Origin of the sequence: Halorubrum sp. SP3 (assembly GCF_005435195.1) — an archaeon.
Lineage (GTDB): Archaea > Halobacteriota > Halobacteria > Halobacteriales > Haloferacaceae > Halorubrum > Halorubrum sodomense.
Genome location: NZ_SGTU01000016.1, coordinates 38141 through 62528 on the forward strand (window position 1 = coordinate 38141; position 24388 = coordinate 62528).

27 protein-coding genes and 1 pseudogene are annotated in these 24388 nt (G+C 71.0%); 10 read left to right on the forward strand and 18 right to left on the reverse strand.

Features of this window, described 5'->3' with window-relative positions:
- Positions 1-39 precede the first annotated feature (39 nt).
- From EXE42_RS20230 to EXE42_RS12215, 5 genes and pseudogenes are all read right to left on the reverse strand, one after another.
- Positions 40-456 (reverse strand): annotated as a pseudogene (locus EXE42_RS20230) (shikimate dehydrogenase family protein); the annotation flags it as partial.
- 69 nt (positions 457-525) lie between these two features.
- Complete coding sequence (locus tag EXE42_RS12200; RefSeq protein ID WP_137706613.1) at positions 526-1662, reverse strand: DUF373 family protein; 1137 nt, start codon at positions 1660-1662, stop codon at positions 526-528.
- A 93-nt stretch (positions 1663-1755) separates the two neighbouring features.
- Positions 1756-2691, reverse strand: coding sequence for a signal peptide peptidase SppA (gene sppA / locus EXE42_RS12205; protein WP_137706614.1), 936 nt, complete (start codon positions 2689-2691; stop codon positions 1756-1758).
- Positions 2692-2852: 161 nt separating this feature from the next.
- Positions 2853-3776, reverse strand: a complete 924-nt coding sequence (locus EXE42_RS12210) for a coiled-coil protein (RefSeq protein ID WP_092921034.1) — start codon at positions 3774-3776, stop codon at positions 2853-2855.
- 289 nt (positions 3777-4065) lie between these two features.
- On the reverse strand, positions 4066-4743 hold the full coding sequence (locus tag EXE42_RS12215; RefSeq protein ID WP_137706615.1) for a 2,5-diamino-6-(ribosylamino)-4(3H)-pyrimidinone 5'-phosphate reductase: 678 nt from the start codon (positions 4741-4743) through the stop codon (positions 4066-4068).
- Positions 4744-4839: 96 nt separating this feature from the next.
- Between EXE42_RS12215 and EXE42_RS20630 the strand changes: the two genes are divergently transcribed.
- Complete coding sequence (locus EXE42_RS20630; RefSeq protein WP_255510256.1) at positions 4840-4965, forward strand: hypothetical protein; 126 nt, start codon at positions 4840-4842, stop codon at positions 4963-4965.
- Between the two features lie 39 nt (positions 4966-5004).
- Positions 5005-5439 carry a VOC family protein gene (locus EXE42_RS12220; protein WP_092921036.1) on the forward strand — a complete coding sequence of 145 codons (435 nt, stop codon included), beginning with the start codon at positions 5005-5007 and terminating at the stop codon, positions 5437-5439.
- A 30-nt stretch (positions 5440-5469) separates the two neighbouring features.
- Here the strand turns inward: EXE42_RS12220 and metG are convergent, their stop codons facing one another.
- The 8 genes from metG to EXE42_RS12260 form a co-directional block, all read right to left on the reverse strand.
- The gene (gene metG, locus EXE42_RS12225) at positions 5470-7608 is read right to left on the reverse strand and encodes a methionine--tRNA ligase (protein WP_137706616.1); all 2139 of its coding nucleotides are present in this window, start codon (positions 7606-7608) and stop codon (positions 5470-5472) included.
- 326 nt (positions 7609-7934) lie between these two features.
- Positions 7935-8879 (reverse strand): thiamine-phosphate synthase family protein, encoded by a 945-nt coding sequence (locus EXE42_RS12230; RefSeq protein WP_137706617.1) that lies wholly within the window; start codon positions 8877-8879, stop codon positions 7935-7937.
- The gene (gene dcd / locus EXE42_RS12235) at positions 8876-9517 is read right to left on the reverse strand and encodes a dCTP deaminase (RefSeq protein WP_137706618.1); all 642 of its coding nucleotides are present in this window, start codon (positions 9515-9517) and stop codon (positions 8876-8878) included. The genes EXE42_RS12230 and dcd overlap by 4 nt, the downstream gene beginning before the upstream one ends.
- Before the next feature lie 125 nt (positions 9518-9642).
- Complete coding sequence (locus EXE42_RS12240; RefSeq protein ID WP_137706619.1) at positions 9643-10386, reverse strand: YIP1 family protein; 744 nt, start codon at positions 10384-10386, stop codon at positions 9643-9645.
- 81 nt (positions 10387-10467) lie between these two features.
- On the reverse strand, positions 10468-11070 hold the full coding sequence (locus tag EXE42_RS12245) for an NfeD family protein (RefSeq protein WP_092921041.1): 603 nt from the start codon (positions 11068-11070) through the stop codon (positions 10468-10470).
- Between the two features lie 108 nt (positions 11071-11178).
- Positions 11179-11385, reverse strand: a complete 207-nt coding sequence (locus EXE42_RS12250) for a hypothetical protein (RefSeq protein WP_241988379.1) — start codon at positions 11383-11385, stop codon at positions 11179-11181.
- Between the two features lie 76 nt (positions 11386-11461).
- Positions 11462-13219, reverse strand: coding sequence for a pyruvate kinase (gene pyk / locus EXE42_RS12255; protein WP_137694709.1), 1758 nt, complete (start codon positions 13217-13219; stop codon positions 11462-11464).
- A gap of 553 nt (positions 13220-13772) precedes the next feature.
- A complete protein-coding gene (locus EXE42_RS12260; RefSeq protein WP_137706621.1) occupies positions 13773-14708 on the reverse strand; it encodes a thiazole biosynthesis protein in 936 nt (311 codons plus the stop codon).
- 551 nt (positions 14709-15259) lie between these two features.
- Here EXE42_RS12260 and EXE42_RS12265 point away from each other — a divergent pair.
- From EXE42_RS12265 to EXE42_RS12285, 5 genes are all read left to right on the forward strand, one after another.
- Entirely contained in the window at positions 15260-15526 is a 267-nt protein-coding gene (locus EXE42_RS12265; protein ID WP_048078289.1) for a 50S ribosomal protein L37, read from the forward strand.
- A gap of 4 nt (positions 15527-15530) precedes the next feature.
- On the forward strand, positions 15531-15665 hold the full coding sequence (locus EXE42_RS12270; protein WP_092921045.1) for a DNA-directed RNA polymerase subunit P: 135 nt from the start codon (positions 15531-15533) through the stop codon (positions 15663-15665).
- A gap of 27 nt (positions 15666-15692) precedes the next feature.
- Positions 15693-15950 (forward strand): KEOPS complex subunit Pcc1, encoded by a 258-nt coding sequence (locus EXE42_RS12275; protein WP_092921046.1) that lies wholly within the window; start codon positions 15693-15695, stop codon positions 15948-15950.
- Between the two features lie 119 nt (positions 15951-16069).
- Positions 16070-16459, forward strand: a complete 390-nt coding sequence (locus EXE42_RS12280; RefSeq protein WP_092921358.1) for a prefoldin subunit beta — start codon at positions 16070-16072, stop codon at positions 16457-16459.
- 4 nt (positions 16460-16463) lie between these two features.
- Positions 16464-16730, forward strand: coding sequence for a DUF3194 domain-containing protein (locus EXE42_RS12285; protein ID WP_092921047.1), 267 nt, complete (start codon positions 16464-16466; stop codon positions 16728-16730).
- A 78-nt stretch (positions 16731-16808) separates the two neighbouring features.
- Here the strand turns inward: EXE42_RS12285 and EXE42_RS12290 are convergent, their stop codons facing one another.
- The 5 genes from EXE42_RS12290 to EXE42_RS12310 form a co-directional block, all read right to left on the reverse strand.
- Positions 16809-17363 (reverse strand): GMP synthase subunit A, encoded by a 555-nt coding sequence (locus EXE42_RS12290; RefSeq protein WP_092921048.1) that lies wholly within the window; start codon positions 17361-17363, stop codon positions 16809-16811.
- A 121-nt stretch (positions 17364-17484) separates the two neighbouring features.
- Positions 17485-18957 (reverse strand): tRNA pseudouridine(13) synthase TruD, encoded by a 1473-nt coding sequence (gene truD / locus EXE42_RS12295; RefSeq protein WP_137706622.1) that lies wholly within the window; start codon positions 18955-18957, stop codon positions 17485-17487.
- Entirely contained in the window at positions 18958-19296 is a 339-nt protein-coding gene (pth2, locus tag EXE42_RS12300) for a peptidyl-tRNA hydrolase Pth2 (RefSeq protein WP_092921050.1), read from the reverse strand. It abuts the gene before it with no gap.
- A gap of 150 nt (positions 19297-19446) precedes the next feature.
- The gene (locus tag EXE42_RS12305; RefSeq protein WP_092921360.1) at positions 19447-20247 is read right to left on the reverse strand and encodes a bacteriorhodopsin; all 801 of its coding nucleotides are present in this window, start codon (positions 20245-20247) and stop codon (positions 19447-19449) included.
- Between the two features lie 201 nt (positions 20248-20448).
- The gene (locus EXE42_RS12310; protein WP_137706623.1) at positions 20449-21981 is read right to left on the reverse strand and encodes an NAD(P)/FAD-dependent oxidoreductase; all 1533 of its coding nucleotides are present in this window, start codon (positions 21979-21981) and stop codon (positions 20449-20451) included.
- 134 nt (positions 21982-22115) lie between these two features.
- Between EXE42_RS12310 and EXE42_RS12315 the strand changes: the two genes are divergently transcribed.
- The 3 genes from EXE42_RS12315 to EXE42_RS12325 all read left to right on the forward strand — a co-directional run bounded on the left by EXE42_RS12315 (position 22116) and on the right by EXE42_RS12325 (position 24388).
- A complete protein-coding gene (locus EXE42_RS12315) occupies positions 22116-22892 on the forward strand; it encodes a helix-turn-helix domain-containing protein (RefSeq protein WP_092921052.1) in 777 nt (258 codons plus the stop codon).
- A gap of 122 nt (positions 22893-23014) precedes the next feature.
- A complete protein-coding gene (locus tag EXE42_RS12320) occupies positions 23015-23440 on the forward strand; it encodes a plastocyanin/azurin family copper-binding protein (protein WP_092921053.1) in 426 nt (141 codons plus the stop codon).
- 114 nt (positions 23441-23554) lie between these two features.
- Positions 23555-24388 carry a sulfite exporter TauE/SafE family protein gene (locus EXE42_RS12325; RefSeq protein WP_137706624.1) on the forward strand — a complete coding sequence of 278 codons (834 nt, stop codon included), beginning with the start codon at positions 23555-23557 and terminating at the stop codon, positions 24386-24388.

Consider the following 24388-nt stretch of genomic DNA (forward strand, 5'->3'; position numbering starts at 1 on the left):
AAGCCAGCGGCTCTCACATCACGACCGACCCAGCGCGAACGCGGCCGCCCGCCCCGCGCCGCCCGCCCCCACCACGAGCGCGTCGCGACCGTCGACGGACACGTCGTGGTGCGCGAGCGCCCGCGTCACCCCCGCGGCGTCGGTGTTGTGGCCGCGCGGGCGGTCGGCCTCGCCCGCCCGGACCGGGGCGTAGTCCACCGTGTTGACCGCGCCGATGCGCTCGGCGAGCGGGGCGGCGTTGACCGCGCTCAGGGCGTCCCGCTTGAACGGGACCGTGACGTTGAGTCCCGCGACGCCGAGGTCGGCGGCGCCTCCGACGGCCGCGGCGGCCGCGTCGGCGTCCGGCTCGAAGGTCACGTACCGCGCGTCGAGCCCGAGCGCCTCGTACCCCGCCTCGTGCATCGGCGGCGACAGCGAGTGGCCGACCGGGTTCCCGATCAGTCCGTACACGTCCATGCCAGCTCACGCGGCCGCGACCGACAAAAGGCGGTCGGTCGCGGTTCCCCTCGTCGGTTCCGCCCGGTCTCACTCCCGCCGTCCCTCGGCGTCCCGCTCGGCGTCGATGACGTCTTCGAGGGTCTCGGTACCGATGTCGCTCGCGACCTTCACGCCGACGAGCGACACGACGATGCCGCCGGCGATGAACGCCGCGAGCTGCTGGACCGGCGTCATCGTCATCCCGTAGAGGGACAGCGGACCGCGGACCGCCTCCTGCGCAAGGAAGTAGCCGGCGAACCCGCGGACGACGAGTGCGACCGCGGCGATGACGAACGGGAGGTTGAGGTACGGCGTCCGGATCCCCTCGTCGCGGATCAGCTCGTCGAGTAACCGCCCCACGGCCGCGGTCACGCCGGCGACCGCGAACCACGGGACCGCGGCGTAGGCGAACTCCACGACCTCGACGAGGCGGGGCGACCCGGGGTTCAGGTCCGAGGCCGCGAGAACGCCGAAGAATCCGCCGACGAGGGCGAGTCCCCCGGCGACCACGTACGTCACGACCGACACCTGCCCGGCGTACAGCGCCTCGCGGACGCGTTCGGGCATCCCCGCCACGAGGCGGTCGATAGCGAGCCCCTTGTACAGCAGCGCGGCGCCGAGCAGGCCGGCGACGCCCGCGACCGCCTCGCCGGCGGAGAACCAGTAGAACAGCGCCGGCACCAAGAGCAGCGCGACGCCGAACGGCACGAGGACCGTCGACCGCAGCTGCTCGTCGGCGAGGAACTGCTTGAGCAGGTAGTAGGTGGACTCGATGTCGCGGGCCTGCCGGACGACGACGCGGTCGACGGAGTCGACGGGGACCCGCGATTCGACGATCGGGAGGACGCGCTCGTCCTCGGCCGAGTCGACGACGACGATCGCGGCGCGCGGCTCGTACCGGTCCACGAGGTCGTCGAGCTGGGCCGCGATCGAGCGGTCGGCGCCCACCGCGCTGTCGCTCTCGGCGGAGACGACCGCCACCACCGACTCCTCGCGCTCGTCCCTGAGGTCGCGCGCGACGCGCAGCGACTCCAGTAAGCAGTTCACGCTGGCGTCCTCGGGGTCGTCCAGCCCGGCGTCGGTGACCAGCGACCGGACGGTCTCCCAGCCGGCGACCGGCATCGGGACGTTGGTGGCGCGACCGATCGCCCCCGAGCGGTCGACGCAGATGACCAGCGTCGTCACGTGTCGACGCACGCCGCGACCGGACAAAAATCCTCCCCGTGGACCGCCGTGCGGGTCTCGGTTTCCGTCGGCTCGCGCCGGTCCCCCCGCTCGCTACCGGAACTCCACGTCGATGTCGCCGCCGTCGTCGGTGAAGGCGCCCGCGACGCCGCTCCCGGCGGCGAACGCCACCCGTTCGGCGCCGATGCCGAGCCGCTCCGCGAACCCGCGATCCGGGGTGAACTCGCGGACCTCGGGCTCGGCGCCGAGCAGGTCTGCGAGCCGGTCCTCGACGTCGTCCTCGGTGCCCAGTTCGTCGACGAGCCCCATCTCCGCGGCGTCGTCACCGAGGTACACCCGGGCTTCGGTGTCCCGGATCTCGTCGGGGTCCATGTCGCGCCCCTCGCTCACGGTCTCGACGAACTGCTCGTAGTAGCCGTCGATGATCCCTTGGAGGTACTCGCGTTCGTCCTCCTCGATCTCCTTCAGCGGGACGCCGGCGTCCTTGTACTCGCCGGCGGTAAACTGCTCGTAGGTGATCCCGAGCTTGTCCGCGAGCCCCTTCGCGTTCGGCCGGGAGCCGACGACGCCGATGGAGCCGACGAGGCTCGCGTCGCGCGCCCACAGCTCGTCGCAGCCGCTCGCGATCCAGTAGCCGCCGGACGCGCAGGTGTCCGTCGCGTACGCCACCGTCGGCCCGTCGAAGTCGGCGGCGGCCCGCCGGATGTCGTCGCTCGGGACGACCTCGCCGCCGGGGGTGTTGAGCTCGACCAGCAGCGCCTCGACGTCCTCGTCCTCGTCGGCCGCCTCGATCTGCTCGACCACGTCGTCGGCGGTCGCGCCGCCCGGGCCCGACAGCGGCGACGGGCGCCCCTGGCTCCGCCGGATCGGTCCCGAAACGGTCACCTTCGCGGTGTTGTACTCGTCGGCGTCACCGAACCGGCCGCCGGTGAGCCGCGCGAGGAGCGCGCGGCCCGCGACCGTCGTCGCCGCGCCCACCGCGGCGGCCGCGAGCAACCCCTTCCGTCCGTTCGCCGGCGCGTCGTCCATACCGACGGTTGGCGTCGCACGGGTTTATAAGTCGTGGACGGCGACGCCGACCGCGACCGGGCCGGACCGACAGCTGCGGTCGGCATCCGGTGATCGACGGCAGCGACACTGGCGGTCGAAAAAAGCCGCAGAAACCGCGTCGGAACCGAGGGTCGACCGGGTTAGAGAAGGCCGGTCTTCTGGAGCTTCATCAGGTCCTCGGTGTCGAGCGTCTCGCCCTCCTTGAACTTCTGGTAGATCTCCTCGGCCTCTTCCTTCTCCTCTTCGCGCTTCTCGGCGCGCTCGTCTTTCCGCTCTTCCTCCTCTTTCTTGTCGAGCTCGCGCAGGCGCTTCTGGACGCGGACGAAGTCCTCGTGGTGGCGGTCGGCCGCCTCCTGGGCCTCGACGAACAGCTCGTGCATCTCGTCGGCCTCGTCGCGGATGTCGTCGGCCTCGCGGTAGGCCTCGATCATCTGGTTGTGGTGCTCCTGGGCCTTGTCGGCGAGCTCCGTCACCTTCTGGTGGTGCTGGGACGCCTCGGAGCGGACCTCCTCGGCCTCCTCGACGAGCTCGTCGAGCTCGCTCGTGTCGTCGACCTTGTCCTTCTTCTCGGCGAGCTTCTCGCGTTTGTCGTCGATCTTCTCGATGAGCTCGCGCTCGTCCTCCGCGTCGAGCACCTCCGTCTGCTGGCGGAACTCGAGGTCCTCGATCTCCTCTTCGAGCTCCTCGATGGACTTGCCGGAGCCGAGTTCGAGGTCCTGTTTGAGCTCCTCGACCTCGTCGAACAGCTCGTTGGCCTCGGCGTTGAGCTCGTTGCGCTTGTCCTTGTGCTCTTGAACCTGCTCGTTGAGCTCGTCGCGCTTCTCGCGGTGTTCCTGGGCCTCGTCGACCTTCTCGCGCGTCTTCGCGTTGAGGTCGTCGCGCTTGGAGGCGCGCTCGGAGGCCATCTGGTTCAGCTCGTTGCGCCGGTCTCGCAGCTGCCCGGCGCGTTTGATGAGCTGCCCCTTCGACCCGTTGTCGAGGTCGTCTTCAGAAAGGTCCACGTTGTCCGCCTCGTCCATCGGTTCCACGTCGTACTGCTCGATGACTTCTTCTTTCGTTACCATTTGTTATCTCTCCATCACCGCTCCGGCGATAGCGGGCGCTCGCTGTCGTGCGTCGGGCCGTCTGTAAGAACTTCCGTTCATTTCAGCGTGCGATTCCACCAGCGCCAGAGGCGTTCTGGTACCAGCAACTACCCCCGGGCGATACATAAATACTTCGGTGGTTTTCGTGTACACCGGTGGCATGGAGCGTGTACCCGGCGATTTCCGTGGTTACCGTTCACACGGTCGTCGTCACGATCCGCCTCGCTCGCCGTCCGTCGTCACGATCCGCCTCGCTCGCCGTCCGTCGTCACGATCCGCTTCCCTCGTCGACCGCGTACGAGAGGACGATCCCGTCGTCGAGCCGCTCCGTGTCGGTCAGCGTCAGGTCGGGGAACCCCTCGGTGAAGCCCGCGCCGTCCGCCAGCGTGGGCGCGTCGCGGCCGCCGACCACGAGCGAGCCGACGTAGGCGTGGAGCTCGTCGACGACGCCGGCCTCGAAACACGAGAAGATCACCTCGCCGCCCCCCTCGATCATCAGGCGGTCGACGCCGCGGTCGGCCAGGGCGTCGAGCCCCGCCGCCACGTCGACGCGTTCCTCGCCGGCGACGATCACCTCGGCGCCCGCGTCGGCGAGTGCCGTCCGTCGATCCCGGTCCGTCGCGGCCGAGACGAGCAGGTACGTCGTCGCCGCGTCGTCGAGGATCCGGGCGTCGGTCGGCGTCCGGCCCGTGGAGTCCACCACGACGCGGGCGGGGTCGCCGGGTCGTCCGTTCCGAAGGCGTTCGACGCGGCGGTCCTCCTCGTCGAGCGTGAGATGCGGGTCGTCCGCGAGGACGGTCCCGACCCCGACGAGTACCGCGTCGGCGGCCGCCCTGACGCGGTCGACCCGGTCGAAGTCCTCGGGCCCGGAGATCCGGAGCTGTTCCCGGCTGCGGGTGGCGAGCTTCCCGTCCACGCTCTGGGCCGCGTTGACGACCACGTGCATACGCGAGCGTCGACCGGACGCGGAATGGTCGTTTCGGTCGGGGCACCGGTCGGTCCCGTCCCAACGCATATCCGGCGGAGGACCGAACCGGTCCCTATGAGAACATCGACGATCATCATCCTCGTCGGCGCGGTCATCTTCGTCCTCCCGATCCCGGGCACGTTCATCCTCGGCGCGCTGGTCGTGCTCGCCGGGCTCGCCGCCCGCCTGTTCGGGCTCTGACCCGTCACCGTTTAGCCCGGGCCGACCGAGCGGCCGTCTGTGACAGATCCAACCGCACACCACGTCGGGGTCACCGTCTCCGACCTCGACCGCGCCGTCGAGTTCTACGCCGAGACGTTCGACCTCGACGTCGTCGCAGAGTTCTCCGTCGGCGGCGACGCCTTCGCCGAGGCGGTCGCCGTCGAGGGCGCCGCGGCCGAGTTCGCCCACCTCGACGCGGGCGACGCGATCGTCGAACTCGTCGCGTACGACCCGGCGGCGGGGTCGAGCGGCGACGCCGCGACCGGCGACTCCGAGCTGAACCGGCCCGGAGCGACCCATCTCGGTCTGTCGGTCGACGATGTCGAGGCCTTCTACGAGGAACTCTCGGACGACGTGGCGACGCTGAGCCCGCCGCGGACGACCGAGAGCGGCACGACGGTCCTGTTCGTCAGGGACCCGGAGGGGAACCTGATCGAGGTGCTCGACGCCTGACGGTCGCGGGCCCGGCGCCCGCCGGTCCCCTCACTTCACCTTCGTGCCCGGCTCGGCGTCCCCGTACGTCGTGAGGAGGTCGGCCTCGTCGCCAGCGGCCAGCACCATCCCGTTCGACTCGACGCCGAACAGCTCCGCCTTCTCCAAGTTCGCCACGACGACCACCTTCGTCCCGGGGAGGTCGTCGACGTCGTGGAGCTGCTTGAGCCCCGCGACGATCGTCCGGGTCTCCGCGCCGAGGTCGACGGTGAGCCGCAGGAGGTCGTCCGCGCCCTCGATCCCCTCCGCGTCCTCGATCCGTCCGACGCGGACGTCGAGGTCTTGGAAGTCGTCGAAGCCGATGCGGTCGTCGCTGATGGGTTCGATGTCGGCCATGTCGGCGTCGGCGGCGTCGTCGGTGCCGTCGGTTTCGCTCTCCTCCTCGTCGTCCGATTCGTCTCCGTCCTCGACCGCGTCGTCGCTCTCCGACTCCGCGACGCGCGCTTCGAGCTTCTCGTTCAACGCGTCGACGCGCTCGTCTTCGACCTGTTCGAACAGCTCGGTCGGTTCGCGCAGGTCGCCGGCGGGGCCCTCGCGGGCCGCCTCGACCGTCGCGTCGTGGACGGATCCGGGCTCGCCGAGCTGGTCCCAGAGCCGCTCGCTCTTCTCGGGGGCCAGCGGCTCGAAGAGGACGGCGATCGCCTTCGCGAGCGCGACGCAGTCGTCGATGACCCGCTCCGCCTCTTCGGGCTCCTCGTCGACGAGCTTCCAGGGCTCGTTGCGCTGGATGTACTCGTTACCGTAGCGCGCGAGGTCGGTGACCGCGTCGCCGAGCGCGCGGACCGAGTAGTCGTTGACCGCGGCCGCGAACTCGTCGACCGCCTCGTCGATCCGCGCCGCGACCTCGTCGCTCGGGGCGTCGGCGTCGGGGCCGTCCTCGTAGTTCCGGCGGGCGAAGAGGAGGGAGCGGTAGAGGAAGTTACCGACGGTGCCCACCAGCTCGGTGTTGACGCGCTCGGCAAACTTCTCCCACGAGAAGTCCACGTCCTGCTGGAACCCGCCGTTGGTCGCGAGGTAGTAGCGCAGCGGGTCCGGGTGGAACCCCTCGTCGAGGTACTCGTCGGCCCAGACCGCGCGGTCGCGGCTCGTGGAGAACCCCTTGCCGTCGAGGGTGACGAACCCGCTCGCCATCACCGCGCGCGGCTCCGCGTGGTCGGTCGCCTCCAGCATCGCGGGCCAGAAGATCGTGTGGTGTTGGATGATGTCGCGGCCGATCACGTGGACGATCTCGCCGCCCTCCGGGTGCTCGTCGCTGACGCCCTCCTTCCAGGCGGCCTCCCAGTCGAACGCGTCGGCGCCGACGCGCTCGGAGTACTGCTTCGTCGAGGAGATGTACTCGATCGGCGCGTCGACCCAGACGTAGAGGACCAAATCCTCCGGGTTCTCTCCGGGGTAGTCGACGCCCCAGTCCATGTCGCGGGTGATACACCAGTCCTGGAGCCCCTGTTCGATCCACTCGCGGGGCTGGTTGCGGGCGTTCGAGGTGCCTTCGAGGCGGTCGAGGAAGTCGGAGAGGTAGTCGGCGAACTCGGAGACCGCGAAGAACTTGTGGGTGCGCTCGCGGTACTCCGCGGGGTTGCCGGTGATCGTCGACTCGGGGTCCTCCACTTCGCCGGGTTCGAGGTGGCGCTGGCACCCCTCGTCGCACTCGTCGCCGCGGGCGTGCGCCCCGCAGTACGGGCAGGTCCCCTCGACGTAGCGGTCGGGGAGGTACTGGTCGTCGACGGGGTCGTACGCGACCATGATCTCCTTCTCGTAGAGGTGGCCCGCCTCGTCGAGGTCGCGGACGAGTTCTCGGGTGATCTCGGTGTTCGTCTCGTCGTGAGTGTGGCCGTAGTTGTCGAACTCGACGTTGAACTTCGGGAACGTCTCGGCGTAGCGCTCGTGCCAGTCGAGCGCGAACGCCTCGGGAGAGACGCCCTCCTGTTCGGCGTTGACCGCGACGGGCGTCCCGTGCATGTCGGAGCCGGAGACGAACGCGGTCTCCTGGCCGAGTCGTTCGAGCGCGCGGCTGTACACGTCGCCGCCGACGTAGGTGCGGAGGTGACCGATGTGGAGGTCGCCGTTCGCGTACGGCAGTCCACAGGTCACCACCGCGGGACGATCGGTGGGGAAGTCGTCGTGGCTCATGTGGTGTGTATGTCGTGTATCGGTCGATCGGGTCTAAAGGCCGCTGGTTCGGGGCCGACGAGGATCGCGCAGGCCGCGAGGGTTTTTGCGCGGTCCGCGAGGGGTCGACGGCCCAGGCGCTGCGGAAGACGACGGAATTCGCCGCCGCGCCGGCGTCGACCGCGCTACCGGTCGTCGCCGCCGCGACGGGTCCGCCCGCCGCTAAGAGGAGCGCGTCCGCATCCCGGGCCGCCGGATGTCCGTCACGTCTTCCGCTTCGCGCGGTTCGGTCTAAAAAGCGTCGCCCGAGGGCGGCTCACAGCGGGTCGCGGGCGGCCCGCGTCGGCTCACAGCAGGCCGCGGACGATCCGCGCCGCCTCCGCGGCCGTCTGCGCGAGGACGTAGATTATCGGCTCGACGCCGACCGCGCCGGTCTGGTAGACCACGAGCGTCTCGGTCCCCTCGACCGCCGGGCGGTCGGCGGCCGCGACCGCGGCGGCGACCGCCTCGCGGGTCGGTCGCTCTGCGTCGAACTCGACGGTCGGGCGGTCGGCGGCGAGCGCCTCGACGGTCGGGCGGTCGGCGGCGAGCGCCTCGACGGTCTCCGGGTCGTATCGGAGGTTCACGGCGCCGCGAACGTCCGCGCCCGCCTCGCGGGCCGCGAGCAGCACCGTGGCGACGTGTTCGCTCACGCCGAACTCCGGTTCGCCCGGCACCATCGCCCGCCCCTTGACGTCGACGAGCCGGCCGGGGACCGCGGCGACGTCGTCGACGGTCGCGGCATCGGCGGTACACTCCGCGACGTTCGCGCCGACGTTCGGGATGAGGCCGGCGAAGCCGGAGGCGTTCGTCAGGGTGCGGAGCCCGCGCCGGACCGACGTGAGGACGCGCTCGCGCTCGCGGAGGCCGCTGTCGGGGTCGTGGACCGAGAACTCCACGTCGGCGTCGGCGAGCGCGGGCATCGCCGCCTCGTGGAGGTCCGCGAGCAGGTCCCCCTCCTCCAGCTGGCGGATCAGCACCTCGATCTCGACGAGCGCGGCCACGGGCGTCAGGTCGCCGTTCGCGAGCCCCTCGCCCACGCGCTCGACGAGGTCGCGCACGCGCTCGTCCGCGACGATGTCCTCGTGTCTGGCCACGTCGCCGGCTGCGTACTTCGAGACCGCGGACTGCGAGATGCCGAGCGCGTCGGCCACCTCCGACTGCGTGAACCCGCGGTCGCGGAGGTCCTCCGCGAGCATCGAGCGGACGGTGGGCAGGAACTCGTCGACGACGACCTCCTCGATGAACCTCATCCGCCGTCACCTCCCGAACGCGTCGCCCCTCCGCCGCCCTCGCCTCCGTCGTCCCCCTCGTCGGCGAACTCGGGGTCGTCGCCGATCCGCGACGCCTGCGGCCCGTCCTGCCCCTGGTACTTCGAGCCGCGTTCGGCGCCGTAGGGGCGCTCGGCGGGCCGCTTCAGCTCCGTGAAGGTGAGCTGCGAGACGCGCATGCCGGGCGAGAGTGCGACGGGAGCGGTGCCGAGGTTCGAGAGTTCGAGCGTGATCTGGCCCTCGTAGCCGGGGTCACACAGACCGGCTGTTGCATGGACCACGATCGCGAGCCGGCCGAGCGAGGAGCGCCCCTCGACGTGCGCGACGAGGTCGTCGGGGATCGCGACGCGCTCGGCGGTCGTCCCGAGGACGAAGTCGCCGGGGTGGAGGATGAACTCGTCCCCCTCGTCGACGGTCGTCTCGGTGACGTACTCGCTCACCTCGCCCGCGTCGGTCGGGTGGATACAGGGGATGTTGGTGCGCTGGAACTCCAGGAACCGCTCGCCGAGCCGGAGGTCCACGCTCGCGGGCTGGACCTGCTGGTCGACGTCGTCGAGCGGCTCGATCGCGAGGTCCCCCTCCGCGAGCCGGTCGAGGATGTCGGCGTCGGACAGGATCATACCGAGAGGGGGAGCGCCGGCGGCTTAAAAACTCCCGAATCCGCGGTCGCGAGCGCCCGGGCGGCGTCGGCGAGGCGCTCGGCGCCTCCGGTCGCGGCCAGTCTGGCGGGAGGCTCGGCGGGCGTTCAGACCGCCGCGAGGAGCAGGCTCGGAACGGCGAAGAACGTCGCCACCCCCGCCGCGGCCCCGCGGCCGAGGTCGTACTCGGCCTCCAGCCCGCCGACGACGATCACCCACTGGACCGCGATCGCGACCGCGGACGCGACGAGCAGCGGCCCGGTCGCGCCCGTGATCGCGGCGACGACGTCGCTCGCCACCGCCTCGCCGGTCGACCCGGATATCGCCGCGTTCGAGAGCGCGTACCAGATCCCGGCGAGCCCGGCGACGAGCCGGAGCAGTTCGGCGCCGATCGCCCAGCCGGCGATCACGAAGGAGTCGCCGACGGAGCCGGAGCCGCCCGCGACGCGCGCCCCGACGTGGAGCGCGACCGCGAACAGCGCCCACCAGAGCGGCACCCCGAGCAGCCCGTAGTGGATGAGTCCCGTCGCGGCGTCTCGGAGCTCCGTCCCCGCGTCGACCTCGATCCGCGCCGGCTCGTCGCACTCCTCGGCGAACATAGATCCGGGCTCGTCGCCGAACGTCTCGCAGGTCGACTCCGGGGGGCGGTCCGGGTTGTCGACGGTGATCCGCTGGTCGACGGTCGCGTCGAACACTCCGCCGAGCGCGACGATTCCGAGGCTGGTGCCGATCGTGACCACGACTAACATCGCGACCGCGACGGTCCCGGCGCGAGGGGAGTCGAACCCGTCGCGAACGCGGTCGAGGACGCTACCGATCGGACTCGCGAGGACGGCGAACGGGGAGGGCATCGTCGGGTGCTGTCCGCCGACGGACAAGTGCCTTTCCGCTCGCGGTTCGGGGCCGCGGATCGGCCTTCCGACCGAGCCGCGTCACTCCCGTTCGAGTTCCGTCTCCGGATCGGCCTCGTTCTTCTCGGCGTCCGCGGCCTTCCGCGCCCGGTCGGCCGCGAGTTCGCGGTCGATGTCGTCCTCGACGTACCCCATCGACTCGACGGTGACGACGTTCCCGCCGCCGGGGTCGACGACGATCACCTCCTCGCCCTCGTCGATCTCGCCTTCCATCGAGCGGGCGGAGTAGTGGGGGTTGAACCCGCCGCCAGCGAGCTTCACCTCGCCGCCGGTGGGGGTCACCCGCTCCGTGACCGTTCCCGTCTTCCCCTTCAGCGAGTCGCTGTCGCTGGTCTGTCGCTGCCCCTTCCCGCCGTAGAGGTCGAACTCGTGGTAGCCGTAGAAGGCGGCGGCGCCGAAGGCGAGGGTCAGAAGCGCCATGAACAGCGTGAGGAGGGCGCCGGCGACGCCGAGCGAGCTCAACACGAGCCCGCCGAGGCCCGCGCCGATGAGCGCGATACCGACGACGATGAAGTTCGCCCCGGGCGCGAGCGCCTCGGCCATCGAGAGCAACAGCCCGGCCGTCAGAAGGAGCAGCGGGAGGGTGTCCGGCGAGAGGAGCCCGGACTGTGCGAGCGCGTCCATGTCCGGTCCTACGGCCGCGGCCTGATAAGTTGTGGTGCGCGGGTCGCGACGCCGTTCGCGTCGCCGGCGCTCCCCGGAGGGCGGCCCCGACGGATCGGCGTCGCGCGCTCAGAAACCGAGGACCAACACGCCGACCGTGGCCGCGACCCCGAGGACGACGAAGACGGCGTGTTCGAGGTCGACGTCGCCCGGTTCTATCGGGTCGCTCTCCGGCGTGCCGGTGTCCTCCGTGATGCCGTCAGGACCCACGTCGTCGACCGAGAACCGCCACTTGGTCTCGTCGTCCGGGGTCTCGTCGCCGGATTCGTCGCTCATGGACGCGTTACGCGGCTCCGCGATAAATGACTGGCGGGCGCGGTCTCGATCCGGCACGGTCTCGATCCGGCGCGGCCTACCGCTCTCGGGCGGCGCTGATCACGTCGCCGTCGTAGACGACGCCTCGTTCGCCGTCGATGGTCACCGTGGTCCCGTCCGCGACCACCTCGGGCAGGCGGGCGCTGGAGACCATCGGGACGCCGAGTTCGCGGGCGACGACGGCGGGGTAGCCGGTCATCCCCTCGCGGGCGTCGACGATGCCGGCGACCCGGTCGAGGTCGCCGGAGAACTCCCCGTCGAAGTCGGCGCCGATCGCGACGACGCTCCCCTCGGGCAGCGCGTCGAGGTCGCCGTCCTCGGTCCGATGGACCGGGCCGGCGACGCGGCCGGCGACGACCGACTTCCCGGTCACGAGCGTCTCGGCGGCGACGTGGACCTTCAGGGTGTTCGTCGTGTTCGTCCCCTCGAACTCCGTGAGCATGCCCGAGAGGACGACGAGGGTGTCGCCCGACTCGGCGCCGCCGGTGTCGAGCGCGGCGTCGACCGCGTTGTCGAGGATCGCCTCCATGTCGTGGGCGTACTCCGTCAACACGGGACGGACGCCCCACGAGAGCGCGAGCTGGCGGCGGACGCGGTCGTTCGGCGTCGTCGCGACGACCGGGACGCCCGGCCGGAACATGGCCGTCTTTCGCGCGGTGAATCCCGACTCGGAGACCGCGACCACCGTCGAGGCGCCGATGTCGCGCGCGAGGTAGCGCGCCGAGCGCGCCAGCGCCTCCGTGCGCGACCCCTCGTCCGCGGTCGGGACGCGCTGCTCGCGCGTCTCCGCGTACTCGTCGCTCGACTCGATCTGCCGGACGATACGGTCCATCGTCTCGACGACGTTAACGGGGTCCTCGCCGACCGCGGTCTCGCCGGAGAGCATCACGGCGTCGGTGCCGTCGAGGACGGCGTTCGCCACGTCCGAGGCCTCCGCGCGGGTCGGCCGCCGCGAGGAGACCATCGAGTCGAGCATCTCCGTCGCGGTGATGACGGGGACGCCCTCGTTGACGCAGGTCCGGATGATCCGCTTCTGGATCACCGGTACGTCCTCCAGCGGGCACTCGACGCCGAGGTCGCCGCGGGCGACCATCACGCCGTCGGCGGCGTCGACGATCCCCGTCAGGTTCTCGACCGCGCCGGCGCGTTCGATCTTCGCGACGATCGGGATGTCCTCCCCGCCGCGCGCCTCCAGCTCGTCGGCGATCCGGTAGACGTCGTCTGCGTTCCGGACGAACGAGGCCGCGACGAAGTCAGCGTCGGTCCGGGCCGCGAGGTCGAGTTCGGCCTCGTCTTCCGGCGTGATCAGGTCGACGTCGATGGCGACGCCGGGGAGGTTCACCCCCTTCCGGGACCCGAGCTTGCCGCCGGAGACGACGGTCGCGACGACGGACTCGCCGTCGACGCGCTCGACGCGGCACTCGATCCGGCCGTCCGCGAGGAGGACCGTGTCGCCCGGGCCGGCGGCCGCGATCGAGTGGGTGAGGCCGACGCGTTCCGGCGTCGCGTCGTCGCCTTCGAGGAAGGTAACCTCGGAGTCGGTCGCGAGCGAGATCGGCTCGTCGATCTCGGCGGTCCGGACCTCCGGGCCCTTCAGGTCGACCATCACCGCGAGCGGGTCGTCGATCTCCTCGTCGACGGCGCGGGCGCGCTCGATAACCGTCTCCCGGTGGTCGGTGGTCCCGTGGCTGGCGTTGAGCCGGACGACGGACATCCCCGCGTCGGCGAGGCCGCGGATCGTGTCCCGGTCGTCCGAGGCGGGACCGATCGTACAGACGATCTTGGCGTTTCGCATACCGGCGGGTTCGACGTAGCGCCGGAAAAAGGCACCCGGTTGCGTCGCTCCCGAGTAAACGTTCGTGAAGAACGGTCGTGTCGCGGGTTCAGGCTCCGGAGCGCGGCGTCCGTTTATAAATCAACACGCGGTCGGCGCGTGCCTGCGAGCGGCCGGAGCGAAGCGGAGGCCGCGAGACAGCACGCGCGAGGGACGCGGCGAACGCGAGCGGCGCAGCCGCGAAGCGTGAGCCGCGAGGCTGGGGAGGCGTGAGGCTGCGGCGCTGTGCGGGGCGGGGCGGGGACTCAAAGGGGCAGTCGCGAGGACGTCGCAGACGACGTAAGCACCGCAACGAGGGAGCGAACGAAGTGAGTGACCGAGTGAGGAGCGCAGCGAGTGTGCGGCGTCCTCGCGGCTGGGGCTTTGGAGGGGTTCGCCGTCGATTCGTCGGCAGCCGTTTATAAACGAGCAGTTAGGTATGTGGAGGGGTTCGCCGTCGCTTCGCCAGCAGCCACTTATAAAAGAACGGCCGAGTACGGGGGGAGTCCGCAACCGGAGCGTCAGCGGTGGGTTTTCAGTCGTCGGCGGGCGCGGGCGCGCCGCCGACCGACAGCTCGACCTCGGGCGCGTCGACCCCCAGCTCGTCGAGGGCGGCCTGCGCGGCGCGCTTGCCGGAGACGAGCATCGCGCCGAACGTCGGCCCCATCCGCGGGAGGCCGTGGGCGGTCGCGACCGCCATCCCGGAGGCGATCAGGCCGTCGTGGACGACGCCGGTGTGCTCGACGACGGCGTCCTCGCTCTCGCCGACCCACATCGAGTCGTGGCCGGGCGAGTCGTGGCCGGGGGCGCCGTACTCGCCGTCGCCCGTCTGGTCCATCCCGGTGTTGTGCTCCTTCGCGTGCTCGATGCCGGGCGCCGAGAGGACGCCGCGCTCGTCGAGCTTGCTGATCGCGACGGCGTCGTGGCCGGTCGCGTCGATCACGAGGTCTGACTCGACCGCGATGGGGTCGACGCAGGTGATCTCGCGGGGGAGCGCGTGGACCGGCGTCCAGTTCATGACGATGCCGCCGACCTCGTGGTCCTCGCGGACGACGAGGTCGGTGAACTCGGTCATGTTCTGAACGCGCGCGCCGGCGTCGCAGGCCGCCTTGATCAGCCCGGAGCAGGCCTCCGGCCCCGCCGCGGTGTAGAGGCCGTCGACGTCTTCGACCGGCTCGTACTCCACGTCGAGGTCGTCGATGATCTCCTGGGCAGGGTCTCTGACCGTCACCGTGTTCATCAGGAACCCGCCGAGCCAGAAGCCGCCGCCGAGGTAGTTGTTCTTCTCGACGATCATCACCTTCACGCCGCGCTCGGCCAGCTCCTTCGCGGCCATCAGGCCGGAGGGGCCGCCCCCGAGGACGATGACCTCGGAGTCGGTGAAGTCGAGGAACCCGTCCGTCCACTCGTTCCCGATGGCCCTCGTTACGTCCGTCTCGCTCACGTCCGCGAAGCCGTCGAAGTCTTTCATACAACTTGGTAGTATTACTTGGTTGTGAAATACGTTGCGGTCGATACTCGGTCGACCCTTTCGTATCCTGCCGTGTCAACGCCGCCAGCGACTCGGCTGCTCGATTACACGTAGCCGCCGCCGGACCAACGGAATACATCATCAGAGCCTCAGCCGCTCGGCGATACGGGAATGCTCTCGTAGGGAACACCACCAAAGCCCCAGCCGCGAGGGCTCGGTGCGCTCGCTGCGCTCCTCGTCGCTCGTTTCACTCGCTCCTGCGGTGCTTGCGTCGCGCGCCGTCGCCCTTTCGTCTGCCCCTCTGCGTCCCGCCCCGCTCCGCACAGCACCGCAGCCTCACGCATCCCCAGCCTCGCGGTTCGCTCGGGCCTCCCTCCGGTCGCCCCTCGCTCACCGCTCCCTCGCGCGTGCTGTCTCGCGGCCGCCGAGGGCGGCCGCTCGCAGGCACGCGCCGCCGCCGCGTCCGGTCGTCTTCCGCCCTAGCTGCTGACCGTCTTGTCCGCCCCCAACTCGCAGCCTTTTTACCTACGCTGGCGATAGAAGTGCCTACTATGGCTGAGGACAAGGCTCGAAGCACCGGCAGCGCGGGCCGATTCGGCGCTCGCTACGGCCGGGTCGCTCGCAAGCGGGTCCAGGACATCGAAGCGGAGATGCGCAACGCGACCGTCGACGGCGACGACGTCACGCGCAAAGGCACCGGCATCTGGGTCAACGAGGAGACCGGCGAGACGTTCACGGGCGGCGCGTACCGCCCCGAGACGCCCGGCGGCCGCACCGTCCGCCGCTCCATCCGCGCCGCGCTCGCCGACGAGGAATAGGACGATGAGCTACAAGTGCTCCCGCTGTAAGCGCGACGTCACCCTCGACGAGTACGGCGGCGTGCGCTGCCCGTACTGCGGCCACCGCGTCCTCCTGAAGGAGCGCGGCGGCGGTATTCAGGAAGTCGACGTCGAGTAACGCCGTCTCCCCCTCTCACCCCGGACCGTGACGGCGACGCGCGCACACGAGACGGTCCTCTCTTTCACCTACCCCTCCGAGCGGCGCGCTCGCGTCGTGGCCGACGCGCTCGCCCCTGAAGTCGGTGATATCGACGACGCCCGTTCGACCGCGACCGTCGACCGCGAGGACGACGCGGTCCGCGTCCGCGTGCTCGCCGACGACCTCGTGGCGCTGCGCGCCGGCGTCAACAGCTGGTCGCGGCTGGTCGCGGTCGCCGAGGGCGTCGGCGCGGGACCCGATTGAGATTCACCGAATACGCCGATACCGCGACTCTTCGGGCCGCTGCGAGCCCATATGCCCCTCGTCGGAGAAGTCGGGGGTTTTTCCGTCCGGGCCGCCTCGGTCCGCCCATGCAAGGGAACATGCCGCCCGAGGCACAGGAGAAGATCGAGGAACTGCAGGAGCTTCAGGAGACCGCACAGCAGGTCTCCGAGCAGAAAGAGCAGGCGCAGTCCGCGCTCAACGAGTCGAAGACCGCCCTCGACGCCCTCGAAGACGTCGACGAGGACGCGGGGATGTACCGCGAGATCGGCGAGGTCCTCGTCGAGACGGACTACGAGTCCGCCTACGACGACCTCGAAGACAAGGTCGACTCGCTCGAGGTCCGCGTCGAGCAGCTCGAGAAGCAGGAGGAGCGCGTCGAGGAGCAGTTCGACGAGCTTCAGAGCGAGCTCCAGCAGATGCTCCAGGGCGGCGCGGGCGGCGGCGGCGGTCCGATGGGACCGGGCGGCCCCGGCGCCGGCGGCGCGTAAGGCCGTGAGCAACGAGTCCGACGCCGCCTCGGAGCCGAGCGACGACGAGGTCGTTCGCACCGCGGCCGAGGCGGCAGAGGGGATCGTGTTCAAACACTACGACCAGTCGACGGTCACGGATCTGGACGTCACCGTCACGTTCGAGGAGGGGGTCCTCGACGTCGACGTCTACCTCAACGCGCCCGCGGACGCCGATCCGGACCGGGAGGCGGTCGCACAGGAGGCGGTCGAGACCGCCGGCGAGGCGGTCGACGAGCTGTTCGAGGAGTAGCCGGTCGCCGCTTTCGACGCCCCGCTTGTCGCACCGATGACCGGCAGGTCTTCTCTTTCTCCGTGTGTTTGACCCGCCTTACGCCGACTCGCAGACCGCCACGAAGTTCTCGAAGACCTCCTCGCCGCGCTCCGTGTGAGCCACCTCCGGGTGCCACTGGACGCCGTACAGGTCCGCGTTGGGGTCGGACATCGCCTCGATGCCGCAGACGTCGGAGGTGGCGGTGCGGGCGAACCCGTCGGGCAGTGCCGTCACCTCGTCGGCGTGGGAGGCCCAGACGCGTGTCTCGGGCGCGAGCGACCCGACGAGCGGGTCGTCGTCGTCGACGATCTCGACGTCCACGTCGGCGTAGCCGCCGTAGTCGCCCGCCCCCACCGCGCCGTCGAGTTCGCTCGCGATCAGCTGCATCCCCAGACAGATACCGAGAACGGGAACGTCCAGTTCGAGGTAGTCGGGGGCGTTACCGACGCGGTCCATGTCCGGGCCGCCGGAGAGGACGATCCCGTCGGCGTCGAGCTCCTCGGCCGGCGCGTCCGCCGAGACGATCTCGGTGTCGACGCCGAGGTCGCGGAGCGCCCGCCGCTCGAGGTGCGTGAACTGCCCGTGGAGGTCGATGACGACGATCCGAGTCATGGCCCCGATTGGCGGCTCTCGCACAAAAGCGGCTCGGAACTGGACGCAGTATCGTGGCGGTTTCGGCTATCGATCGGCGTTGATAATACACGAACACGGATCGATTCGGGGCACAGGCCGCTCACAGGTCGAGCGGGCCGCGCTTCGTGAACTCCCGGAGCAGCACGGTCGCGTACGAGCCGCTCGGGAGCGCGAACGCGAACCGGGGGTCCCCGTCCGCGAACGACGCCTCGAGGTCGGTGCGGAGGAGGATCGCCCGCCGGGTTCCCTTGGAGTCGAACTCGCCGGGGAGCGAGAAGTCGCTCGGTTCGATTCCGGCCTCGGAGAGGACCGCACGCTCTATCTCGCCGGGTTCGCCCTCGCCGAGCCGCGTCTCGGTGCCGACGAGCGGCGCGGTGACGAACGCCCGCCCGCGCTCGCAGTGCCGCGAGACCACGTCGACCCGGTCGGCGTCGACCCGCTGGAGCCGGTCGGCGTCCGGCGCGTACAGCTCGTCGGGGGCGTCGCCGTCCGCGAAACAGACCACGTCGCCGGCGACGGGGCGGTCGAACGGGAGCCCGCGCCGCAGCCGTTCGCTCGCGATCCGGTTGAAGAGGGACGACTGGGCGGCGTTGACGAACAGTCGCTGGAGGTTCGAGGGGACGGCCTCCAGCGCGTGCCACCAGTCGTCGCCGTCGGGCGGCACGTCGGGGTCGACGTCGCGGTCGGCGAGCCGGTGGACCATCGAGCGCTCGAACCGGAGCTTGCCGGGGATCGCGTCGAGACAGGCGGCCCAGTCGCCGTCGCCCGTGCCGTCGGCGGCGCGGTCGGCGTCGTCGGAGTCGGAGTCTCCACCGGCCCCGAACGCCGCGTCGACGCGGTCGCGCGCGGCCCGGGTGTCGTCCGGCTCCGTCTCCGCGGGGTTGCCCGCGTACAGCCGGACCGCCTCGCGGGGGTCGCGCCGGGCGATCGCGAGCCCCACGAGGTGGGTGACCGGGCGCCGGCTGCCGAAGCGCTGCTGGCCGAAGTAGTTCGGGACGCCGACGGTCGCGTCGATCGGGAACTCGCCGGCGTCGGCTTCCGGAGGTCCCGCGTCGCCCGCGAACGCCCGCAGGTCCCGGACCGCGTCGACGACGCGGTCGGGGGCCTCGTCGACAGCGTCCGCGACCCGGATGTCGAAGGCGTTGCCGGCGAGGTCACCGAAGGCGAGTCCGCGCCCCGCTCGTCCCAGCGCCTCGATTTCGGCCCCGCGGATCTCGGGGAGGTCGTCGGCGTCGACGCCGCGGACCGTGAACAGCTGGGTGGTGACGGCGCGCTTGTCCTTCGTCCCCGCCCACGAGACGCGCTCGCGGCTGATCTGAAGCGCGTCGGAGAGCCGACGCGCGAAGTCGTTCGTGTCCCAGTCGCGCAGCGTCGCCCGGACCACCAGTTCGGGGTAGCTCCCGGTCTCGGCGTCCAGCGGCGCCGCGTCGAACGCCTCCAGCTCTCGGACCCGGAAGTCCTCGGGCGACTCGCGCAGACGCCCGCCGATCCCGTCGGCGCCGCTGACGTAGTAGTCGATGCCGACGGCTCGCTCCGTCGGGTGCGCCTCCCGGAGGGTGTACTCGGGGGGCATCTAATACAGCGAGAGGTCGCCAGTCACGCGGTCGACGCTCTCGTCGCGGGCCGGGCCGACCGCGAGCGCGGTGACGGTGCCCGGCTCCAGCTGGGTGTGGCCGGCGTCGCGGACGATCGCGTACGGGAGCCCCTCCGTGTCGGCCTTGTCTGCCAGCTCGAACAGCTGGCTCTCGGAGCTCCCCTTCAGCACGACCTTCTTCTGCCCCTCGCCCTGCCACTTCTTCCGCGCTCGCTCGCCCGCGTCCTGGTACGCCGACAGCGACGCGTGCGCGACCTGCGCGGCGAGCTTCCCCTCGCCCATGCCGACGTCCGTCCGGGCGACGATGGCCTGTTTCATGTCCCGACTCACCGCCGCCGCGGATTTAGCGCTTTGCTCTCGCCCGGCGCGTCGGCGGGTGGGCGGGTCGGCTGGTCGGCGGGGCGGCGGGACCGCCTCGGGCGAAACGCGGGTCCGCGAAGAGCGACCGCGACCGAACGACGGTCGCTCTCAGTCGTCGGCGGGCGCCGCACCGCCGCGAGAGGCGGCGCCGAGCCCGGCGGCCATGCCCGCGACCGTCCGCTCGTTGTCGACGACCCAGCGCAGCAGGAGGAACGCGAAGAGGTACTTGGCGACGATGTCCATCCCGCTGTACGCCCACGAGGTGACCGCGACGTCGAGCACGGCGAGCCCCTCGGCGCCGAGCGCCCAGAAGATCGGGTAGCCCAGCCACAGGACCACGGTGAGCAGCTTCAGCGTGTTGAATATCTCGGCGGTGCCGGCGACCTCGGCGTCCTCGGCCCACTCGGCCAGCAGGACGTAGAGGACGACGACGAAGAACGCGCAGCTGATGACGTACCAGACCCAGCGCAGCAGGTACGAGGACGTGGTGAGCGCGGCCGCGAGCCCCGTGACGCACATCCCGATGTCGGCGGTCACGGCAGTGAACAGCTTCGTGGCGTTCGACCCGGCCAGCAGGCCGAGCGCGACGAGGATCATCGGCGTCGACAGCGCCCACGTGAGGTACCGCCCCCACGGGGTGAGAACCTCTTGACCGGCCAGCGCGTGGCCCGCCGGCATCTCGAGGAAGCTCACCGTGAGCCCGGAGACGAGCCCGGTGTAGCTGGAGATGGACACCAGCGGGACCATCAGCGTCGCGACGAAGATCAGCTGGGCCCGGGGGTCCTCCAGGTTTCGCCCCATATAGACGAAGAGGAGTATCGAGAGGCCCGCGAGCGCGATGTTGATCCAGAGCGACGAGGCCAGGAGCGTGTCGCCCTGGATGGCCTCGAAGATCTGCGTCTGCGTCATTTCGAGCGGGACCGTACCGCTTGCGAGCGCGTCAGCGGCTGCTGTTTCCATCATGCGACGCCCGTCGCTACGCGTCAGCTTCAGTAAACATAATAACCTGACTGGTAAGGTTTTCTGACTATTTTCGGTATCAGCTCAGATTATTCAAAATCGTCTCGTTCTTCCGAACAGGAATGGACGATCGTTTTCCATAGCCTGGACTCAGCGTCCGACCAGGGGAAGCCGATCGAGGGGTCCGCTCGCGACGTCCGCCTCGACCGCGGCCGCGCAGTGTTCGCCGCCGAGCAGGCACATCGGCACGCCGATTCCGGGGTTACTGCTCCCCCCGACGTAGTAGAGTCGGTCGGTCCCACGGACGCGCGGCCCGGGTCGGAGCGGCCCCGTCTGTCGCATCGTGTGCGCGAGCCCGAGCGCGCTCCCGCCCGGCTGGTCGAACCGCGCCGCGAACTCGGAGACGCACGCCGACTCCTCGGCGACGATCCGGTCGCGGAGGTCGACGCCGGTCCGCGACGCCACCGCGTCGAGGACCCGGTCCCGCAGCGCCGCCCGCCGGTCCGGCGTGTCGTCGAGCCCCGGGGCGAGCGGCACGAGCGTCACGACCGCCTCGTGGCCGTCGGGGGCGACCGACGGGTCGGTCCGGGACGGGACGTTCACGTACACGACCGGCTCCGTCTCGCCCGTCGGCCACGCGGGGTCGTCGAATATCGCGTCGAAGTGCGGGTCCCAGTCCGTCGGGAGCGCGAGCGTGTGGTGTTCGAGCTCCGGCAGCCCTCCCTCGACACCGAGGTACAACAGGTGCGCGGCGGGTCCGTACGTCCGCCGGTCCCAGTAGCCGTCGAGTCGGGGAACCGTCCCGTCGGGGAGGAGCTCGCGCTCGACGTGGGCGGGCGGCGCGTTGCAGACGACCCGGTCGTGGACATAGCGGTCGCCGCCGAGTTCGACCGCGACGCCGCCGTCGATCGGCTCCAGGCTCGTCACCTCGACGCCGGTGTGGACGTCGGCGCCGGCGTCGCGGGCGACGGTCTCGACCGCCGCGACCACCTCGTACATCCCGCCCAGCGGGTAGTAGACGCCGAGCCCGTAGTCGACGTGGCTCATCAGCTGGTACAGCGCCGGCGTGTTGTGCGGCGACCCGCCGAGGAAGACGAGCGTGTACTCCAAAAGCTGCCTGAGCTTCGGATGGTCGACGTACGATCGGACTCGGTCGTCGAGACTGGAGAGCAGGTCGAGCTCCCGCCCCCCGGCGAGGACGTCGAGCGAGAGGTAGTCGCGGAACCGCGACCGCCCGGGGAGCACGAACCGCTCCATCCCGGCGTCGTACGCCCGCTCGGCGTCCGCGAGGTACTCGCGGAACGCCGCCCCCGCGCCCGGCTCGTACGACTCGAACAGGTCGGCGGCCGCGTCCGGGTCGGCCGGCACGTCGGCGCTGTCGCCGTCGTTCCAGAACACGCGGTAGTGCGGGTCGAGCCGCGTCAGGTCGTAGAACTCCGCGGGCGACCGGTCGAAATCCGCGAAGAACCGCTCGAAGAGGTCCGGAAGCAGGTACCACGACGGGCCGGTGTCGAACCGGAACCCGTCGAGTTCGAGCCGACCGGCGACCCCTCCGACGCGCTCGGCGCGCTCGTACACCGTCACCTCCGCGCCGGCGGCGGCGAGGTAGGCGGCCGCCGAGAGCCCGCCGACGCCGGCCCCCACCACCCCCACCGACCGCCCGCGGAGCGTCTCGTCGCTCATGGGTTCGGTACGGGCTCGCACGGTCTGAGTCGTTGCCAACTCTCGACGGGCCTTTATCAGGGGGTTCACCGAGCCGCCGAGACGCGTACTCGTTCGGCTTCCTTTTTTTCCGGCTTCGACCACACAATCGACACATGGGACGGCGGTCGCGGTCGTCTGACTCAGGTTCGACCGATAGCCTCGGCTCCGGCTCGGCCGGCTCCGACGGCGTCGCTCGTTCCGGCGCTGCGCGGAACGATTCGGACGCGGCCGGAGACCCCGAGCGGCCCCGTGGTGGCGACCGCTCGGGCGACGCCGGCGTCCGAGTCGAGGTCGTCGTCCGCGACCCGACGCCCGCGCCGGTGGCGGCGGCGCTGCCGCCGGGCGCGGTCGCGGAGGACGTCGACCGCGTCCGTGTCGGCGACGCGGTCGTCTCGCAGTTCCGCGCCGACCGCGCGGTCGACGCCGAACTCGTCTTCGACGGCGGCGACGAACTCGTGTACCGCTGTCGGAATCAGCCGACGGGACAGTTCCCGTCCGCCGCCGTCGAGTCCCTCGGCTACCCCGTCTCGACGGTCACCGTCCGGACGGCGCCCGACCGGGTCCGGCTCGCGCTGTCGCTGCCCGCCGCCGATCCGCTCGGCGACGTGATCGACGCGCTGGAGTCGACCGGCGCGTCGGTGCGGCTCGAACGGCTCACGAGCTCCGGCGGGGCCGACACCCGGTCGGATCCGGTCGTCGTCGACCGGGGGCGGCTCACGGACCGGCAGCGCGAGGCGGTCCGGACCGCACAGCGGCTCGGGTACTTCGAACACCCTCGCGGAGCGAGCGCGACCGAGGTGGCCGACGCAATCGGTATCGCTCGCACCACCTTCTCGGAGCACCTCGCGGCGGCGCAGCGGCGCGTCTTCGAGGACCTCGTCGGCGGGTGAGACCGGTCGGGGTCTCCCCGGCGCGCCGGAGGTCCGATCGCGCTCGGACCGCGGCGCGAGGTCCGTTCCCACTCGGCGGGGTCGACCGCGGTATTGAAACCCCTCAGGCACCTAAATGGGGTATGTATCGGAGACGGTTCCTTCGGCGGGCCGGCGCCGCCGGGAGCGCGGCCGCGACCGTCGGCCTCGCCGGGTGTGCGAGCGTCGGTGGCGAACCGGATTACGACGTGGGGATGGTCGCCACCGCGTACCGACCGCGCGAGGTCACGGTCTCTGTCGGTGACACCGTCGTCTGGGAGAACACCAGCGCGCGAGCGCACACCGTCACCGCGACCGAGGGCGGGATCCCGGACGCCGCAGAGTTCTTCGCCTCGGGCGGCTTCGACGACTACGCGTCCGCGGAGTCGGCGTGGTGGTCCGACTTCGGCGGGAGACTGGAGAACGGCGACCGCTTCGACCACACCTTCACCGTCCCCGGCACCTACGAGTACGTCTGTATCCCCCATCGCAAGGCCGGGATGTTCGGCACCGTCGTCGTGGAGGAGTGAGTCGCCCGTGAGCCCATTCGACGGGTCCGCCCGACGGACCGCCCCCCGCTCCGCGGTCGTCGCCCGACGAAACCCATTCCCGCGCGGGCCCCGAACGGGAGGTGACTGATCCACATGGCCCTCCCGTCGCTCCTCGGGACTGACGTCCTGCTGTTCCTCGCCATCGGACTGCTCGGCGGCGCCCACTGTATCGGGATGTGCGGCCCGCTCGTCACCGTCTACGCCAGCCGGATGGACGCGGACGCCGGCCGGACCGACGGCGGCGAAGCGGGGGCCGCGCGCGCACCGAGCGCCGCGACCGACCGAGAGGGACACCTGACCACCTACGAGGTCCGCCAGCACGCGCTGTTCAACCTCGGCCGCGCGGCGAGCTACGCGACCATCGGAACCCTCCTGGGCGCGATCGGCGGCGCGGTCCTCGTCACCACGGCCACCGTGACCGGCGCCGCGGCGACCGTCCGCGGGGGGGTCGGGATCCTCGCTGGCGCGGCCGTCGTCGTCGTCGGTGCCCGGTACCTCCTCGGCGGCGCGACAGGCGGAGTCCATCTCCCCGGGCTCGAACGCGTCACCGAGTGGCTCACCGGCCACGTCGACCGCCTCGCGAACGGGCCCGGCATCGTCGCGCTCGGCGCGGTCCACGGCCTCCTCCCCTGTCCGATCCTCTACCCGGCGTACCTGTACGCGTTCGCGAGCGGCTCCGCGGTCGCGGGCGGCGTCGCGCTCGGCGCGCTCGGACTCGGCACGATCCCCGCCGTCTTCGCCTACGGGACGCTGATAGAGAGCGTCGAGCCCGTCCACCGCCGCCGGATCCACCGGCTGCTGGGCGTCGCGTTCGTCGCGCTCGGCTACGTGCTGTTCGCGCACGGGCTGATGTCCGTCGGGATCCGCGTGCCGCACCCGCGGCTCCCGTTCTGGAACCCGCTCGACGCCGGCATGGGGGGAATGTGA

Bases quoted from the DNA above. Each gene is read 5' to 3' on its own strand.
- sppA (WP_137706614.1), bottom strand. From the start codon at position 2,691: ATGGACGACGCGCCGGCGAACGGACGGAAGGGGTTGCTCGCGGCCGCC.
- EXE42_RS12210 (WP_092921034.1), bottom strand. From the start codon at position 3,776: ATGGTAACGAAAGAAGAAGTCATCGAGCAGTACGACGTGGAACCGATG.
- EXE42_RS12215 (WP_137706615.1), bottom strand. From the start codon at position 4,743: ATGCACGTGGTCGTCAACGCGGCCCAGAGCGTGGACGGGAAGCTCGCC.
- EXE42_RS20630 (WP_255510256.1), top strand. From the start codon at position 4,840: ATGAGAACATCGACGATCATCATCCTCGTCGGCGCGGTCATCTTCGTC.
- metG (WP_137706616.1), bottom strand. From the start codon at position 7,608: ATGAGCCACGACGACTTCCCCACCGATCGTCCCGCGGTGGTGACCTGT.
- EXE42_RS12230 (WP_137706617.1), bottom strand. From the start codon at position 8,879: ATGAGGTTCATCGAGGAGGTCGTCGTCGACGAGTTCCTGCCCACCGTC.
- dcd (WP_137706618.1), bottom strand. From the start codon at position 9,517: ATGATCCTGTCCGACGCCGACATCCTCGACCGGCTCGCGGAGGGGGAC.
- EXE42_RS12240 (WP_137706619.1), bottom strand. From the start codon at position 10,386: ATGCCCTCCCCGTTCGCCGTCCTCGCGAGTCCGATCGGTAGCGTCCTC.
- EXE42_RS12245 (WP_092921041.1), bottom strand. From the start codon at position 11,070: ATGGACGCGCTCGCACAGTCCGGGCTCCTCTCGCCGGACACCCTCCCG.
- EXE42_RS12250 (WP_241988379.1), bottom strand. From the start codon at position 11,385: ATGAGCGACGAATCCGGCGACGAGACCCCGGACGACGAGACCAAGTGG.
- pyk (WP_137694709.1), bottom strand. From the start codon at position 13,219: ATGCGAAACGCCAAGATCGTCTGTACGATCGGTCCCGCCTCGGACGAC.
- EXE42_RS12260 (WP_137706621.1), bottom strand. From the start codon at position 14,708: ATGAAAGACTTCGACGGCTTCGCGGACGTGAGCGAGACGGACGTAACG.
- EXE42_RS12265 (WP_048078289.1), top strand. From the start codon at position 15,260: ATGGCTGAGGACAAGGCTCGAAGCACCGGCAGCGCGGGCCGATTCGGC.
- EXE42_RS12270 (WP_092921045.1), top strand. From the start codon at position 15,531: ATGAGCTACAAGTGCTCCCGCTGTAAGCGCGACGTCACCCTCGACGAG.
- EXE42_RS12280 (WP_092921358.1), top strand. From the start codon at position 16,070: ATGCCGCCCGAGGCACAGGAGAAGATCGAGGAACTGCAGGAGCTTCAG.
- EXE42_RS12290 (WP_092921048.1), bottom strand. From the start codon at position 17,363: ATGACTCGGATCGTCGTCATCGACCTCCACGGGCAGTTCACGCACCTC.
- truD (WP_137706622.1), bottom strand. From the start codon at position 18,957: ATGCCCCCCGAGTACACCCTCCGGGAGGCGCACCCGACGGAGCGAGCC.
- pth2 (WP_092921050.1), bottom strand. From the start codon at position 19,296: ATGAAACAGGCCATCGTCGCCCGGACGGACGTCGGCATGGGCGAGGGG.
- EXE42_RS12305 (WP_092921360.1), bottom strand. From the start codon at position 20,247: ATGACGCAGACGCAGATCTTCGAGGCCATCCAGGGCGACACGCTCCTG.
- EXE42_RS12310 (WP_137706623.1), bottom strand. From the start codon at position 21,981: ATGAGCGACGAGACGCTCCGCGGGCGGTCGGTGGGGGTGGTGGGGGCC.
- EXE42_RS12315 (WP_092921052.1), top strand. From the start codon at position 22,116: ATGGGACGGCGGTCGCGGTCGTCTGACTCAGGTTCGACCGATAGCCTC.
- EXE42_RS12320 (WP_092921053.1), top strand. From the start codon at position 23,015: ATGTATCGGAGACGGTTCCTTCGGCGGGCCGGCGCCGCCGGGAGCGCG.
- EXE42_RS12325 (WP_137706624.1), top strand. From the start codon at position 23,555: ATGGCCCTCCCGTCGCTCCTCGGGACTGACGTCCTGCTGTTCCTCGCC.